Genomic DNA, 13,203 nt, shown 5'->3' on the forward strand with positions numbered 1-13,203 from the left:
CGAAGCCCGCCAGGTCGCGTCGAGTCGGCACCCGTGGCATCCCGTCGTCCGGGGCGCTCAGGGACGCCCGCTTAGGATGATCCGGTGGTGAGGCGTGTCGTCGTTCTGTTGCTGGCGTTCGTCGCCGTCCACGTCACGGTGGGGATCCTGGGCTATCAGCAGCCCAACGAGCCCATGGGTGACGTGTATCTGGTGTACGAACCGTGGTCGCGCTGCGCCCTCTTCGGCGGCATCGACGTCTCCTCCTGCACGCGGTCGGACGCGTGGGCGTGGCCGGGGATCACCGAGAAGTGGATCTACCCGCAGCTCGCCTTCCTGCCGATGACGTTCGCGTGGGTGTTCGCGTGGGCCGTGGGGTACACGCCGGCCTGGGCGATCACGGTGTCGCTGTTCAACCTGGTCGCCTTCGTGGTGCTCGTCGGCTCCGGTCGTTCGCGCGGCCGCGTCCTCGCCGCCTGGTTCTGGCTCGCCGCGATCCTCCTCATCGGGCCGGTCGGGCTCTACCGCATCGACGGCATCACCGTGCCGATCGCGATCCTCGGCGCGCTCTGGCTCGTGCGGCGGCCGTTCGTGGCATCCGTGCTCCTGTCGGTCGCGATCTGGATGAAGGTGTGGCCCGCGGCGATCCTGGCCGCCGGTTTCGTCGCCATCCGCCGACGCCTCGCCCTCGTGTGGGGAGCGGTCGCCGTGTCGCTCGCGACGATCATCCCGGTCGTCGCGCTCGGCGGTGCGCCCTACGTCTTCGGATTCGTCGGGGACCAGACCTCCCGCGGCATCCAGATGGAAGCGCCCGTCGGCGGGCTCTACATGTTCCTCGCCGCGTTCTACGTGCCCGGCTCCGAGGTCTACTACGACGGCGGCGTCCTCACCTTCCAGGTGACCGGGCCCGGCGCCGACGTCGTCATCGCCGCGATGACGCCGATCATGCTGCTGGTCATGCTGGCGGTGCTGATCGTCGGGGCCCGGAAGATGTGGCTCGGCGCGACCTTCCTCCGCGTCTTCCCGCCGCTGGCGCTCGCGCTGGTCACCGCCTTCATCGCGCTCAACAAGGTCGGCTCGCCCCAGTACTACGTCTGGCTGTTCCCGCCGGTGGTGATCGGCCTGCTGCTCGACCGGCGCCGCTGGTACGGCTTCGGCGCCCTGACCCTCGCGATCGCGGGGGTGACGCAGTGGGTGTACCCGCTCGTGTACGACGGGCTCATGGCCACCCACCCGGCGCCCTTCCCGGTGTTCCTGCTGGAGCTGCGGAACCTCCTCGGCCTGGTGCTGATGGTCTGGGCCATCGTCCGCGTCCTGCGGGCGCCCACGCACCGCGTCGCGCGCCCCGCCGACCTGCGCGAGTGGGTGCTCGGTCGACGCTCCGTGCCGGCACGACAGACCACGACCTAGGCTCGGACCATGCTCATCGCGTTCTCGGTCGCCCCGTCCGGTGTCGGTACCGCTTCCGCGGAGAACACCGACGGATCCGTCCACGACGCCGTCGCCGCCGCGGTGGCCGTCGTCCGTGCGTCGGGGCTGCCCCACCGTACGACCTCGATGTTCACCGAGATCGAGGGGGAGTGGGACGAGGTCTTCGACGTCGTCAAGCGTGCGACGGATGCCGTGCTGCCGTACGGCTCGCGCGTCTCGCTGGTGCTGAAGGCCGACATCCGCCCCGGCCGCACGGGCGAGATCGACGGCAAGATCGAGCGCCTCGAGCGCGCGATCGACGACGCGGGCTGAGCGCGGCGCCGCGGCGCGGCGTCCCGCGTCCGGCGCGGCCCGGCGTCTCGCGTCGCGCGCGGCGTCCAGCCGTGGCATCCCGCCGTGGCATCCCGCGATAAACACAATTCACGACGAGAAACGCGTTCTCCTCGCGTTTATGCGCGCGAACCGCGTTTATCGCGCCGGGGCTGCGTCGTCGCGGCGCGCTCCGCGTGCAGGGCATCCCGATACACGGCGCGCCGAATCGATTCGACACCGCCGGGTACGGGCCAGTAGCATCAGCGGGTGACCTCTTCGACGACCTCGAAGGGTGCGGCGAAGCGGGCGCTCCTTTCTCTCGCCATCGGCAGCTTCGGCATCGGCATGACCGAGTTCGTCGTGATGGGCCTTCTGCCCAACATCGCGCGCGACCTCCTCCCGTCGGCCTGGGCCGTTTCCCCCGACGACGCCATCGCCCAGGCGGGCTGGCTCGTGTCGCTCTACGCCCTCGGCGTCGTCGTCGGTGCGCCGACGATCGCGGGATCGGTGGCCCGGTTCCCTCGGCACCGGGTGATGATCGTGCTCGCCGCGGCCCTCGCGTTCTTCACCCTGCTGACCGTGATCGCGCCGACGTTCGAGCTGGTCGCGGCCTCCCGGTTCCTCGCGGGTCTCCCGCACGGCGCGTACTTCGGCATCGGCGCGCTCATCGCCGCCGACGCGCTCGGCCCCGGCAATCGCGCGAAGGGCGTCGCGTTCGTCCTCACCGGGCTCACCATCGCGAACGTCGTCGGTGTGCCGCTCGGCACGCTGCTGGGCCAGCAGGTCGGCTGGCGCGCCGCGTTCGCCGTCGTGGCGGGTATCTTCCTGGTCGCCACCGTCTGCATCGCGTTCTTCGTGCCCGCCCATCCGGGGATGCCCGGACGCCGCCTCCGCGACGAGCTGCGGGTCTTCCGCCTCGGTCAGGTCTGGTTCGCGCTCGGCATCGGCGCGATCGGGTTCGGTGGCTTCTTCGCGATGTACAGCTACATCGCGCCCATGATCACCGACGTCGCGGGTCAGCCCGAGTGGGTGGTGTCGGTCGTCCTGGTGCTGGTGGGCATCGGGATGACGATCGGCAACATCGTGGGCGGTGGCCTCGCCGACAAGGACCTGCGATTCTGGCTGCACGTCGGGCTGGTCGCCCTGGCCGCGGCATCCATCGGTCTGGCTCTTACCGCCGGCTGGATCTTCAGCCTCGCGCTCTTCGCGTTCCTCGTCGCCTTCTGCGGTGCGGCGCTCAGCCCCGCGATCCAGACGCGGCTCATGGACGTCGCGGAGGACAACCAGTCCATCGCCGCGGCGCTGAACCACTCGGCGTTGAACATGGGCAACAGCCTGGGTGCGCTCCTCGGCGGGCTGGTCATCGCCGCGGGCCTCGGGCTGGTCGCTCCGGCCTGGGTGGGCGCGGTACTGGCCCTCGCCGGTCTCGTCGTCGCGGTCGTCGCCTACCGTGTGGAGGATCGCAGCGGACACCATCCCGCCCACCGGATGCCGGCCGCCGAGGCCGCGACCACGGCGATCACCGGTTCGATCCCGACGCAGGGCTGATCCCCGCGGTCGCACGCGTCCGCCGCCGTTTCCGACGCGCGCTCGGATCTCAGTGTCCAAGACACGCGGATGCCGCGGGCTCGTGTCCGCGTGTCCTGGACACTCGACGGACGCACCGGTTCCGCGCGGCCGACTCCGGGTGTGGCGCCGCGGGAACCGGCATCCGGGTCAGACGGCGAACAACCGCCGCAGGTGGTGGTCGACGGCCGCGGTCTCGATGAGGAACCCGTCGTGGCCGAAGTCGCTCGTGAGCACTACCGCCTGATCCCCATCGAGGGTGTTCGGGATGCCGCGGGCGATGCGGTGCTGCCCGTCCACCGGGAAGAGCCGGTCGGTGTCGACCCCGAGCACGAGGGTCGTCGCCGTCACCCGTCGCAGCGCGTCCTCGACGCCGTCGCGGTCGCGGCCCACGTCGTGGGAGTTCATGGCCTCGACGAGCGTCAGGTAGCTGTTGGCGTCGAAGCGGCGGGTGAACTTGTTGCCGTGGAAGTCGAGGTACGACTCCACCGCGAAGCGCCCGCCGCGGCCCAGGGGGCTGACACCGGACTGCCACGACCGCTGGAACCGCTGGTTCAGCTCGGTCGGGCTGCGGTAGCTCAGCATCGCCATGCGGCGGGCGAGAGCGAGTCCGCGGTGCGGGCCGTCGCCGTCGGCGGCGTCGTAGAACGCCCCGCCCGCGAAACGCGGGTCCATCCGGATGGTGTCGGCCTGGACGGTGTTGAGCGCGATCTGGTCGGCGGTCGTGATCGGCGGCGACGACAGGATGGCGGCGCGCTCGACCCGGTCGGGGTGCCCGACCGCCCATTCCAGGGCGTGCATCCCGCCCATCGAGCCGCCGACGACCGCCGCCCAGCGGTCGATCCCCAGCGCATCGGCCAGCAGCGCCTGCGCGCCCACCTGATCGCGGATCGTGAGGTACGGGAAGCGCGCGGCCCACTCGTAGCCGTCGGGCGCGATGCTGGCCGGTCCCGTCGACCCCTGGCATCCGCCCAGCATGTTCGGCGCGATCACGAACCAGCGGTCGGTGTCGATCGCGGCGCCCGGGCCCACGAGGTCGCCCCACCAGCCGGCGGTGGGGTGTCCCGGACCCGCGGAGCCGCGGACGTGGCTGTCGCCGGTGAGGGCGTGGAGGATCAAGACCGCGTTGTCGCGCGCGGGGGAGAGTTCGCCCCACGTCTCGTAGGCCAGGCGGAAGCCGGGGAGGCGTTCGCCGTTCTCGGTGCGGAACTCGCCGAACGCGGCGAAGCGCCGGTCGCCGACCGGGTCGCCGTCGCGCCACGCGCCGGTGGTCGGCGGTCGGCCGAGGAGGGACCGCGCATCGGCCTCCGTGATCGGCGCCGAGGGCACCGTGTCTTCGGAGATCTGCCAGTCCATGGCATCCATTCTCCCGGGTCGGGGCGCGGCCGGAGGGACTGTTACGGCGATCTCGGCGGCGCGGTCTAGCATTCACAGCATGGGGACATGGGGCACGAAGCCGTTCGACAACGACAATGCCGCGGACTGGGCTTTCGAGCTCGAAGACGCCGAGAGCTGGGATGTCGTCAGCGACGCGCTGCGCATCGCGGTCGAGGCCGCGCCGTCAGAACTCGAGGCGGACCAGGCGGAGATCGCGATCGCCGCCGGAGACGTCGTCGCCCGCGGCCTCGGCCGCATCGACGGACCGGTCTTCTCGGACGAGGTCGTGCTCTTCCTCGCCCGTGTCCCGCGGCCGTCGGCCGAGGTCGTGGCGCTCGCGGTGTCGGCGATCGCCGTCGCGACATCACCCGAGGGGGAGCTGGCGGAACTCTGGGAGGGCGACCCCGGTTGGCTCGCGGAGAACGAACAGCTCATCACGGCGCTCACCGGCGTCTGACGTCGTTGTCCAGCCCCGGCGCGGGGATGGCGTCGGCGGCGAGGATCGGAGCATGGCGAACTTCCTCCTCATCGCGGCCTCGAGCGACATCGGCGCCGCAACCGCTCGGCGTCTGCGCGACGCCGGCCACCGCGTGATCACCACCGCCCGCGACACGTCGGTGATCGAGCCCGACATGATCCTGGATGCCACCGACTTCGACGCCGTCGACCGGGCCGTGTCCGACGCGGGGGAGCTCGACGGCATCGCGGTGTTCGCGGGCTCGATGCTGCTCAAGCCCGCGCACCTGACCTCGCGGGAGCAGTACGACGACATCGTCGCCGCCTCGCTCACGACGTCCTTCGCGGCAGTGCGGGCGGCGGGGAAGCACCTCCGCGGAGGGTCCGTCGTCCTTACATCGTCGGCCGCGGCGCTGGCGGGGCTGTCGAACCACGACGCCATCGCGGCGGCGAAGGCCGGGGTCATCGGACTGACTCTCTCGGCGGCGGCGAGCTACGCCGCGCGCGACCTGCGCATCAACGCCGTCGCGCCGGGACTGGTGCAGACGCGGCTGACCGAGGGCCTCACGGCGAGTGAAACGTCGCGCAAGGTGTCCGAGGCGATGCACCCTCTCGGCCGGCTCGGTGAGCCCGACGACGTCGCACGCGCGGTGGAGTTCCTCCTCGACCCGGCCAACGCCTGGATCACCGGCCAGGTGCTCGGCGTCGACGGCGGTCTCGGCAGCCTCCGCCCCCGGCAGCGGGTCTGACCGCGCGAGACCGGTGGCGAGCGGAGGAGAAACGCGGAGGGGAGGATGCCTGGGCCCCGCGGCATCCTCCGGTCGCCGGATCTCCTCCCGTGCGTACCCCGCGAGCGAACGCGACGACGCCCCGACCCGGCGGACCGGGGCGGGGCGTCGCGGACGGGCGGGTCAGGCGCGAGCGGCCTCGGACAGACGCCGCGCGGCGGCGAGGGCCTGGTCGAGGTCGGCCTTGAGGTCGTCGATGTTCTCCAGACCCACCGACAGGCGCACGAGGCCCGGCGTCACACCCGAGGTGAGCTGCTGCTCGGGGGTGAGCTGGGAGTGCGTGGTCGAGGCCGGGTGGATGACGAGCGAGCGCACGTCGCCGATGTTGGCGAGGTGGCTGAACAGGTCGAGCGAGTTGACGAACTCGCGGCCGGCCTCCACACCGCCCTTGAGCTCGAACGACAGCACCGCACCGACGCCCTTAGGGGCGTAGTTGTTCGCCGCGGCGTACCAGGGCGAGGTGGGGAGCCCCGAGTAGTTCACACTCGCGACGTCGTCGTGCGCCTCGAGCCACTCGGCGATCTCCTGCGCGTTCTGCACGTGGCGCTCGATGCGCAGCGACAGCGTCTCGAGGCCCTGGATGAGCAGCCACGCGCTGTGCGGCGAGATGGCGGCACCCAGGTCGCGCAGCAGCTGCACGCGCGCCTTGATGATGTAGGCGAGGCCGTCGCCGACCGCGGTGGTGTAGCTCGCGCCGTGGTACGACGGGTCGGGCTCGGTGAGGCCGGGGAACTTGTCCACGTTCTCGGACCACGCGAACGTGCCGCCGTCGACGATGACGCCGCCGATGGTCGTGCCGTGACCGCCGATGAACTTCGTCGCCGAGTGGATGACGATGTCGGCACCGTGCTCGAAGGGACGGATGAGGTACGGCGTCGCGATGGTGTTGTCGACGGTGAGCGGCACGCCGCTCTCGTGCGCGACGTCGGCCACCGTGCGGATGTCGAGCACGTTGATCTTCGGGTTGCCGATGGTCTCGGCGAAGAAGAGCTTCGTGTTGGGGCGGACGGCCGCGCGCCACGCCTCAGGGTCGTCCTGGTTCTCGACGAACGTCGTCTCGATGCCGAGCTTGGCGAGGGTGTACTTGAAGAGGTTGTACGTGCCGCCGTAGATCGAGCTCGACGAGACGATGTGGTCGCCCGCCTGCGCGATGTTGAGCACCGCGAACGTCTCCGCCGCCTGACCGCTCGCGACCAGGAGGGCTCCGGTGCCCCCCTCCAGCGCGGCGATGCGCTGCTCGACGACGTCCTGCGTGGGGTTCTGGATGCGGGTGTAGATGTTTCCGAACTCGGCCAGCGCGAACAGGTTCGCGGCGTGGTCGGCGTTGTCGAACACGTACGACGTGGTCTGGTAGATCGGCGTCGCGCGAGCCTTCGTCACCGGGTCGGGCTGCGCCCCGGTGTGGATCTGCTTGGTCTCGAAACGCCAGTTCTCGGGTGCGGACACGGCTGCTCCTCAAATCTTCGGGGGCCGCGACGGATGCCACGGCCTGCAGCGAGCGTACGGATGCCCGGTCGCACCGACAACAGGGGGGACACGCGCCGTAACGTCGACCGCGGCCGCCGTCGCCGCCCGCCGGTAGCGTGGATGCCATGACGAGACGTGCGGTGGTGACCGGGGCCAGTTCGGGGATCGGTGAGGCGGCGGCGCGGGAGCTGCGCGCGCGCGGGTGGGACGTGGTCGGCGTGGCCCGCCGGGCCGAGCGCCTCACCGCCCTCGAGGCCGAGACCGGGGTCGTGGCGCACGTCGCCGACCTCACCGACGGCGACGCGGTGGCGACCCTCGCCGCGTGGCTGGAAGAGACCGGCGGTGTCGATGCGCTCGTGCACGTCGCCGGGGGTGCGCGCGGTACCGATCGCGTCGAGGACGGCGACCCCGAGCAGTGGCGGTGGATGTTCGAGGCGAACGTCCTGTCGTCTCAGCGACTCGTGGCATCCCTCCTCCCGCTTCTGCGGCGGGCGGCCGAACGCGTCGGACACGCCGACCTCCTGTTCGTCACGTCGACGGCGGCGCAGACGGCGTACCCCGGAGGCGCCGGCTACAACGCCGCCAAGGCGGGCGAGTCGATGCTCGTGGCCGCCCTCCGTCAGGAGCTGAACGGCGAGCCTCTGCGGGTCATCGAGATCGCGCCGGGCATGGTCCGCACCGAGGAGTTCACCCTGAACCGTCTGGGCGGAGACCAGTCCGGCGTCGACAAGCTGTACGAGGGCGTCGAGGCCCCGCTCCTGGCGGAGGACGTCGCGGACGTCATCGCGTACGCCGTCGACGCGCCCGGCCACGTCAACCTCGACCTGGTGACGGTGCGTCCCGTGGCCCAGTCCGCGCAGCACCTTCTCGCGCGCGGACCGTTGCGCGTCCGCGACGCGCGGGACTGAGCGGGCGGCTCAGGCGACGTCGCCGCGGGCGGCGCCGGCCGCCGCCTCCGCGGTGTCGGCGAACGCGACCTTCGGGACGAACAGCAGCAGGACCGCCGCGACGAATCCGCCCGCCGCGCAGATCGACCACACCGTGATGTAGCCGGCGAGCGGGGCGGCCGTCGCCGCGACCGCCGCGCCCGCGCCACCGGCGAGGACCACCCCGAACACCGCGGACGACATCGTGCCGCCGATGGTCTTGGTCGTGTTCGTCAGCGCGGATGCCACGCCCGTCTGCCCCCGCGGAGCGGCCGCCGCGGCCGCGGCGGGCATCGCGGCGACGAGTGCGCCCGAGCCGAGACCGGCGATCGTGAGGCACAGGAGTACCTCCCACAGCTCGGTGTGGAGGGGGACCAGGAGCAGGTAGCCGACGCCGACGAGAGCGGCCGCGCCGATGAGGACCGCCCGGGGACTCGCGCGTCGCGACGTGACGGCGAACAGGATCGCGCCGACGATCAAGGAGACGAGGTACACGCCGATGACGTTGGAACGGTCGGTGGCATCCAGGCCCAGCCCGTAGCCGAGCGAGGGATCGGTGCCGGCGTAGGTCGCGAGCGGCCCCTGGGCGCCGAGTAGGCTGATGCCCACGAGGAACGACGTGACCTGGACAGGCCACATCTCCGGCCGGCGCAGCACGCGGATGTCGACGGCCGGGTCGGGGCGGCGGAGCTCGTAGCGCGCGAACACGACGAGCAGAGCCGCGCCGATCACGAGCAGCGGGACGATGACCGCGGGCCCCGGGCCCGCCGGGAGACGCACGAACGACAGCGCGCCCGTCAGACACAGCAGTGCGGCGGCGAGGAGGACGAACCCGCCGATGTCCAGGCGGCGGGATCCCGGCATCCGCTCCGACTCCGGCACCCCGAACCAGATCACGAGGCACACCAGGGTGACCGCGATCGCGGGGACCGTGAGGGCCAGACGCAGATCGCCACCGGTGGCGGCGAACAGGCGCCCGGCGGCGAGGGCGCCCGCGATGGCGCCGACCTGGAGACCGACGACGAGCAGCCCCGCCGCGCGGCGGGTCTGCGAGACGCCACGGCTCTGCCGGCGGCCGCGGTCGAAGATGAGGGCGATCTCCAACGGGAGCCACACGACGTAGAAACCCTGGAGCGCCCACGCGAGGAGGAACGTCGGGAAGGAGTCGGCGAAGACCAGCCACCAGCTCGCCGCCGCCGTGGCGATCGCCGAGCCGAGCAGGATGCGCTTGTGCCCGAACACGTCGCCGAGCTTGGCGAGGATGGGCAGCACCAGCGCGGAGAGCAGCAGCTGTGCCGCCTCGAACCAGTTGACGTCGGCATCCCGGATGCCGAGGTGCACGACGATGTCGGGCAGCAACGGCACGTAGTACCCCTGCAGGATGCCGCTGGCCAGCTCGACCAGCACGAACCACCCGATGAGTCCCGCGGTCACCCCGAGTGCGGACCCGCGCACCCGGCCGACCGCGCCCGAGACGCGCGACATGGCGCGAGGCTAGCACCGCGTGGGGCGGCATCCGGGAGACACCCTAGGGTGAAAGGCACACGAAGAGAGGGGATCCGCGTGGCGGAGACGACCGGCGAGCGCGAGCGACTGACCTGGGACGATTTCGGGGACGCGACGCGCGACATCTCCCGCGCGATCGTCGCCGACGGATTCCACCCCGAGGTGGTCGTCGCGATCGCCCGCGGAGGGCTGCTGCCGGGAGGCGCGATCGCCTACGGCCTGGGCGTGAAGAACTGCGGCGCGTTGAACGTCGAGTTCTACACCGGCATCGGCACCGTGCTCGACGCCCCCGAGGTGCTGCCCCCCGCGCTCGACCTGTCCTACCTGCAGGGGCGGCGGGTCCTGCTCGTCGACGACGTCGCCGACAGTGGGCGCACGCTCGACCTCGCGGTGAAGCTGCTCGACCGCCACGGAGCCGACGCGCGCTCCGCCGTGATCTACACGAAGCCCACGACGATCATCGCCCCGGACTACTCGTGGAAGGACACCTCGCTCTGGATCGACTTCCCGTGGTCGTTTCAGGGGTCGGTGCACGAGGAAGACGCGGCGTGACGGCGAAGTCGCTCGCCGAGCTCGCCGCCGGGGGCCTCATCGATGCGTCATGGGTGGAACCGCTCGCGCCGGTGGCGGGCGACATCGCCGCGATCGGTGAGCGGCTGCGGACGGAGGGTCAGCCCTACCTCCCCGCGGGCGACCTCGTGCTGCGGGCTTTCCGCACCCCGATCGACGCGGTACGCGTGCTCATCGTCGGCCAGGACCCGTATCCGACACCGGGCCACCCGATCGGGTTGTCCTTCGCCGTCGACCCGCACGTGCGCCCCCTGCCGCGGAGCCTGTCCAACATCTACCGCGAGCTGGCGGACGATCTCGGCATCCCGCCCGCTCCCCACGGCGACCTGTCGCCGTGGGCCGAGCAGGGCGTCATGCTGCTGAACCGGGTTCTCACCGTCGCCCCGGGCGCTCCCGCCTCGCACCGCGGCTGGGGATGGGAACGCGTCACCGAGCACGCCATCCGCAGCCTCGTCGCGCGCGGAACGCCCCTCGTCGCGGTGCTGTGGGGGAGGGATGCCGCGAACCTCACCCCGCTGCTCGGCGACACCGCGATCGTCTCCTCCGCGCATCCGTCCCCGCTGTCGGCGAGCCGCGGGTTCTTCGGCTCCCGTCCGTTCTCGCGCGTGAACGCGCTGCTCGAGGAGCAGGGCGCGGCCGCCGTCGATTGGCGTCTTCCCGCCTGAGTCGCCGGCGGGTCGCTGCCGGCCGGGACTGTCTCGGCGTCGTCCGGCCGGGGCCCCGGTGCGGTTACGCGCCGGAAACCGGCGTCCCCGTAGAGTGGCGTCCGTGCTGGAAGAGGAGTACGAGAAGAGCCGCCGTCGGATGCCGATGCATCTGCGGCGGGCCCCCGAGCCCGAGCGGCCGTTCTCGTACGAGATCCGCCCGGCGACCGAGGGCGACATCCCCGACATCCGCGAGATCTACAACTACTACGTCCGCAACTCCGTCGTGACGTTCGACGAGAAGCCGTGGACCATCGCGAAGTGGCGCGAGAAGTTCGCGAAGCTGAAGCAGATCGATCTGCCGTTCCTCGTCGCCCAGGCGCCCAGCGGGCAGATCCTCGGCTATGCGCTCGTGCAGCCGTGGCAGTCCAAGTCGGCCTACCGGTACACCGTCGAGAACTCGATCTATCTGGGCCAGGCGGCCTCCGGCAAGGGGCTCGGGCGCGCCCTCCTCGAGGCGCTCATCGACGCGTGCGCGGAGAAGGGGATCCGCGAGATGGTCGCGGCGATCAGCGACAAGGGTGCGGAGGCGTCGATCGCGCTGCACGAGAAGCTCGGGTTCACCGAGGTCGGCCGGATGGGACGGGTCGGTTTCAAGTTCGGGCGCTGGCTCGGCGTGGTGTACCTGCAGAAGAGCATCCCGTCGAAGAAGAAGAAGCGGAAGCTCTTCGGCTGACGCGCGGCTCCGGCCTGTCGGCGCGATCCCGTCAGCGCGGGCGCGACGGCGCCGCGGACTGTCGTACCTCGTCGACGAGCGCGCGCCACGGACCCGCCACCTGCCCGTCGGTCAATTGCGCACGATGCACGGCGGAGTCTCCCTCGAGCACCTCGATGCGCCACTGGAACCGGTCGGCGCCACTCAAGGCCGACGGCGACGCGTCCCACGGACACTTCTCCACGAGCTTCCGCCAATGCGGTCGGCGGTCGGGCTCGGGCTCGGTGCGCCACTGCTTCGTCAGACCGGCGATACCGCCCGAGCGCACCACGACGATGACCAACCGGTCGTCCGCGGCCTCAGGCTGTGGCATCCTCTGCGACGCCCACCCCGGCCCACGCGGCGCGGACGGCGTCGACCTCCTCCGACTTCTCACCGTACTCCGCGGCCGCGGTGGCGCGCGTGGCCGCGGCGAACGCGGCGAAGTCGGCCGTCGGGGACAGAGTCCCCGAGGTGAGGGTGCGGTACCAGACGAGTCCCGCCCGCTCCCACGCGAACCCACCCAGCCGCGTGGCGACGAGGAAGAACGCGCGGTTCGGGATGCCGGAGTTGATGTGCACGCCGCCGTTGTCGTCGGAGGTCTCGACGTAGTCGCGCATGTGACCCGGTTGCGGGTCTTTGCCGAGCACGTCGTCGTCGTAGGCGGTGCCCGGCGCCGACATCGAGCGCAGGGCCGTGCCCTGGACGGCGTCCGTGAAGATGCCCGCACCCACGAGCCACGTGGCCTCGTCGGCCGTCTGGCCGAGCGCGTGCTGTTCGGCCAACGCCCCGAACACGTCGGACAGCGATTCGTTCAGCGCACCCGACTGCCCCTGGTACTCCAGGCCCCCGGCGGCCTCCGTCACACCGTGACCCAACTCGTGCGCGATGACGCTGAGCGACCGGGTGAACCCGATGAACACGTCGCCGTCGCCGTCGCCGAAGACCATGCGCTCGCCGTTCCAGAACGCGTTGTCGTAGTCCTCTCCGAAGTGGACGGTCGCCAGCAGCGAACCGCCCGCTCCGTCGATGCCGTCGCGCGAGAAGGCGTCCCAGAAGAAGTCGAAGGTCGCTCCCAGCCCGTCGTACGCCTCATCGACGGACCGGTCGCCGGTGGGGCCGTCGTCCTCGGTCCGGACGCGGCGGCCGGGCAGCCGTTCGGTGTTCCCGGCGTCGGAGATCACCCGGTCGGGCGCGGGGACGGCCTCGGCCACGAGCGCCCCTTCGTCGATCGAGAGGCGCAGGCGCGTGCGGACGTGGCGCGCCGGGCGCGGAACGGTGAGGGTCTTGCGCGCCGCGGCGGCCGCGCGCGCGAGGCGCGGATCGTCGGTCGAGGCGAGCCGATCGAGGAGGAAGGGGGGAACGATGCCGGGGGTCATGGGGCGAGGCTAACGCGGGCCACCGACACGGGAAATCCCTTGTGGAGA

The 13,203-nt window shown here is 71.6% G+C and carries 14 protein-coding genes; 9 read left to right on the plus strand and 5 right to left on the minus strand.

From position 1 onward, the window contains the following. Positions 1-84: 84 nt before the first annotated feature. From QM517_RS13335 to QM517_RS13345, 3 genes are all read left to right on the plus strand, one after another. A complete protein-coding gene (locus QM517_RS13335; RefSeq protein WP_283288010.1) occupies positions 85-1,389 on the plus strand; it encodes a glycosyltransferase family 87 protein in 1,305 nt (434 codons plus the stop codon). A gap of 9 nt (positions 1,390-1,398) precedes the next feature. Continuing rightward, positions 1,399-1,722, plus strand: a complete 324-nt coding sequence (locus QM517_RS13340) for a thiamine-binding protein (protein ID WP_283288013.1) — start codon at positions 1,399-1,401, stop codon at positions 1,720-1,722. A gap of 267 nt (positions 1,723-1,989) precedes the next feature. Beyond that, positions 1,990-3,270, plus strand: a complete 1,281-nt coding sequence (locus QM517_RS13345; RefSeq protein ID WP_283288014.1) for an MFS transporter — start codon at positions 1,990-1,992, stop codon at positions 3,268-3,270. 168 nt (positions 3,271-3,438) lie between these two features. On the opposite strand, the gene metX is transcribed toward QM517_RS13345, so the two are convergent. Then, positions 3,439-4,644, minus strand: coding sequence for a homoserine O-acetyltransferase MetX (gene metX / locus QM517_RS13350; protein ID WP_283288017.1), 1,206 nt, complete (start codon positions 4,642-4,644; stop codon positions 3,439-3,441). 79 nt (positions 4,645-4,723) lie between these two features. Here metX and QM517_RS13355 point away from each other — a divergent pair, with 79 nt between their 5' ends. Together QM517_RS13355 and QM517_RS13360 are read left to right on the plus strand one after the other, a co-directional pair. Beyond that, positions 4,724-5,122 carry a DUF4259 domain-containing protein gene (locus tag QM517_RS13355; RefSeq protein WP_283288019.1) on the plus strand — a complete coding sequence of 133 codons (399 nt, stop codon included), beginning with the start codon at positions 4,724-4,726 and terminating at the stop codon, positions 5,120-5,122. Between the two features lie 52 nt (positions 5,123-5,174). Beyond that, entirely contained in the window at positions 5,175-5,870 is a 696-nt protein-coding gene (locus QM517_RS13360) for an SDR family NAD(P)-dependent oxidoreductase (RefSeq protein ID WP_077050378.1), read from the plus strand. A 162-nt stretch (positions 5,871-6,032) separates the two neighbouring features. On the opposite strand, the gene QM517_RS13365 is transcribed toward QM517_RS13360, so the two are convergent. Continuing rightward, entirely contained in the window at positions 6,033-7,355 is a 1,323-nt protein-coding gene (locus tag QM517_RS13365) for a bifunctional o-acetylhomoserine/o-acetylserine sulfhydrylase (protein WP_283288024.1), read from the minus strand. 146 nt (positions 7,356-7,501) lie between these two features. Here QM517_RS13365 and QM517_RS13370 point away from each other — a divergent pair, with 146 nt between their 5' ends. Further along, the gene (locus QM517_RS13370; RefSeq protein WP_283288026.1) at positions 7,502-8,284 is read left to right on the plus strand and encodes an SDR family oxidoreductase; all 783 of its coding nucleotides are present in this window, start codon (positions 7,502-7,504) and stop codon (positions 8,282-8,284) included. Between the two features lie 9 nt (positions 8,285-8,293). Here QM517_RS13370 and QM517_RS13375 read toward each other — a convergent pair whose 3' ends face one another. After that, complete coding sequence (locus tag QM517_RS13375) at positions 8,294-9,787, minus strand: MFS transporter (protein ID WP_283288029.1); 1,494 nt, start codon at positions 9,785-9,787, stop codon at positions 8,294-8,296. 78 nt (positions 9,788-9,865) lie between these two features. Between QM517_RS13375 and QM517_RS13380 the strand changes: the two genes are divergently transcribed. From QM517_RS13380 to QM517_RS13390, 3 genes are all read left to right on the plus strand, one after another. Beyond that, on the plus strand, positions 9,866-10,360 hold the full coding sequence (locus QM517_RS13380) for a phosphoribosyltransferase (protein WP_077050375.1): 495 nt from the start codon (positions 9,866-9,868) through the stop codon (positions 10,358-10,360). Continuing rightward, positions 10,357-11,043: a uracil-DNA glycosylase gene (locus QM517_RS13385; protein WP_308208905.1), complete on the plus strand. Its 687-nt coding sequence runs from the start codon at positions 10,357-10,359 to the stop codon at positions 11,041-11,043. Before QM517_RS13380 ends, QM517_RS13385 begins: the two co-directional genes overlap by 4 nt. A 103-nt stretch (positions 11,044-11,146) precedes the next feature. Further along, positions 11,147-11,758, plus strand: a complete 612-nt coding sequence (locus QM517_RS13390) for a GNAT family N-acetyltransferase (protein ID WP_077050630.1) — start codon at positions 11,147-11,149, stop codon at positions 11,756-11,758. A gap of 31 nt (positions 11,759-11,789) precedes the next feature. Here QM517_RS13390 and QM517_RS13395 read toward each other — a convergent pair whose 3' ends face one another. Further along, positions 11,790-12,110, minus strand: coding sequence for a protealysin inhibitor emfourin (locus tag QM517_RS13395; RefSeq protein ID WP_283288031.1), 321 nt, complete (start codon positions 12,108-12,110; stop codon positions 11,790-11,792). Beyond that, entirely contained in the window at positions 12,097-13,155 is a 1,059-nt protein-coding gene (locus tag QM517_RS13400; RefSeq protein ID WP_077050372.1) for a M4 family metallopeptidase, read from the minus strand. Before QM517_RS13400 ends, QM517_RS13395 begins: the two co-directional genes overlap by 14 nt. Positions 13,156-13,203: the final 48 nt, after the last annotated feature.

The organism is Microbacterium sp. IEGM 1404 (assembly GCF_030056775.1).
Lineage (GTDB): Bacteria > Actinomycetota > Actinomycetes > Actinomycetales > Microbacteriaceae > Microbacterium.

Bases quoted from the DNA above. Each gene is read 5' to 3' on its own strand.
- QM517_RS13340 (WP_283288013.1), top strand. From the start codon at position 1,399: ATGCTCATCGCGTTCTCGGTCGCCCCGTCCGGTGTCGGTACCGCTTCC.
- QM517_RS13360 (WP_077050378.1), top strand. From the start codon at position 5,175: ATGGCGAACTTCCTCCTCATCGCGGCCTCGAGCGACATCGGCGCCGCA.
- QM517_RS13395 (WP_283288031.1), bottom strand. From the start codon at position 12,110: ATGCCACAGCCTGAGGCCGCGGACGACCGGTTGGTCATCGTCGTGGTG.
- QM517_RS13370 (WP_283288026.1), top strand. From the start codon at position 7,502: ATGACGAGACGTGCGGTGGTGACCGGGGCCAGTTCGGGGATCGGTGAG.
- QM517_RS13375 (WP_283288029.1), bottom strand. From the start codon at position 9,787: ATGTCGCGCGTCTCGGGCGCGGTCGGCCGGGTGCGCGGGTCCGCACTC.
- QM517_RS13355 (WP_283288019.1), top strand. From the start codon at position 4,724: ATGGGGACATGGGGCACGAAGCCGTTCGACAACGACAATGCCGCGGAC.
- metX (WP_283288017.1), bottom strand. From the start codon at position 4,644: ATGGACTGGCAGATCTCCGAAGACACGGTGCCCTCGGCGCCGATCACG.
- QM517_RS13400 (WP_077050372.1), bottom strand. From the start codon at position 13,155: ATGACCCCCGGCATCGTTCCCCCCTTCCTCCTCGATCGGCTCGCCTCG.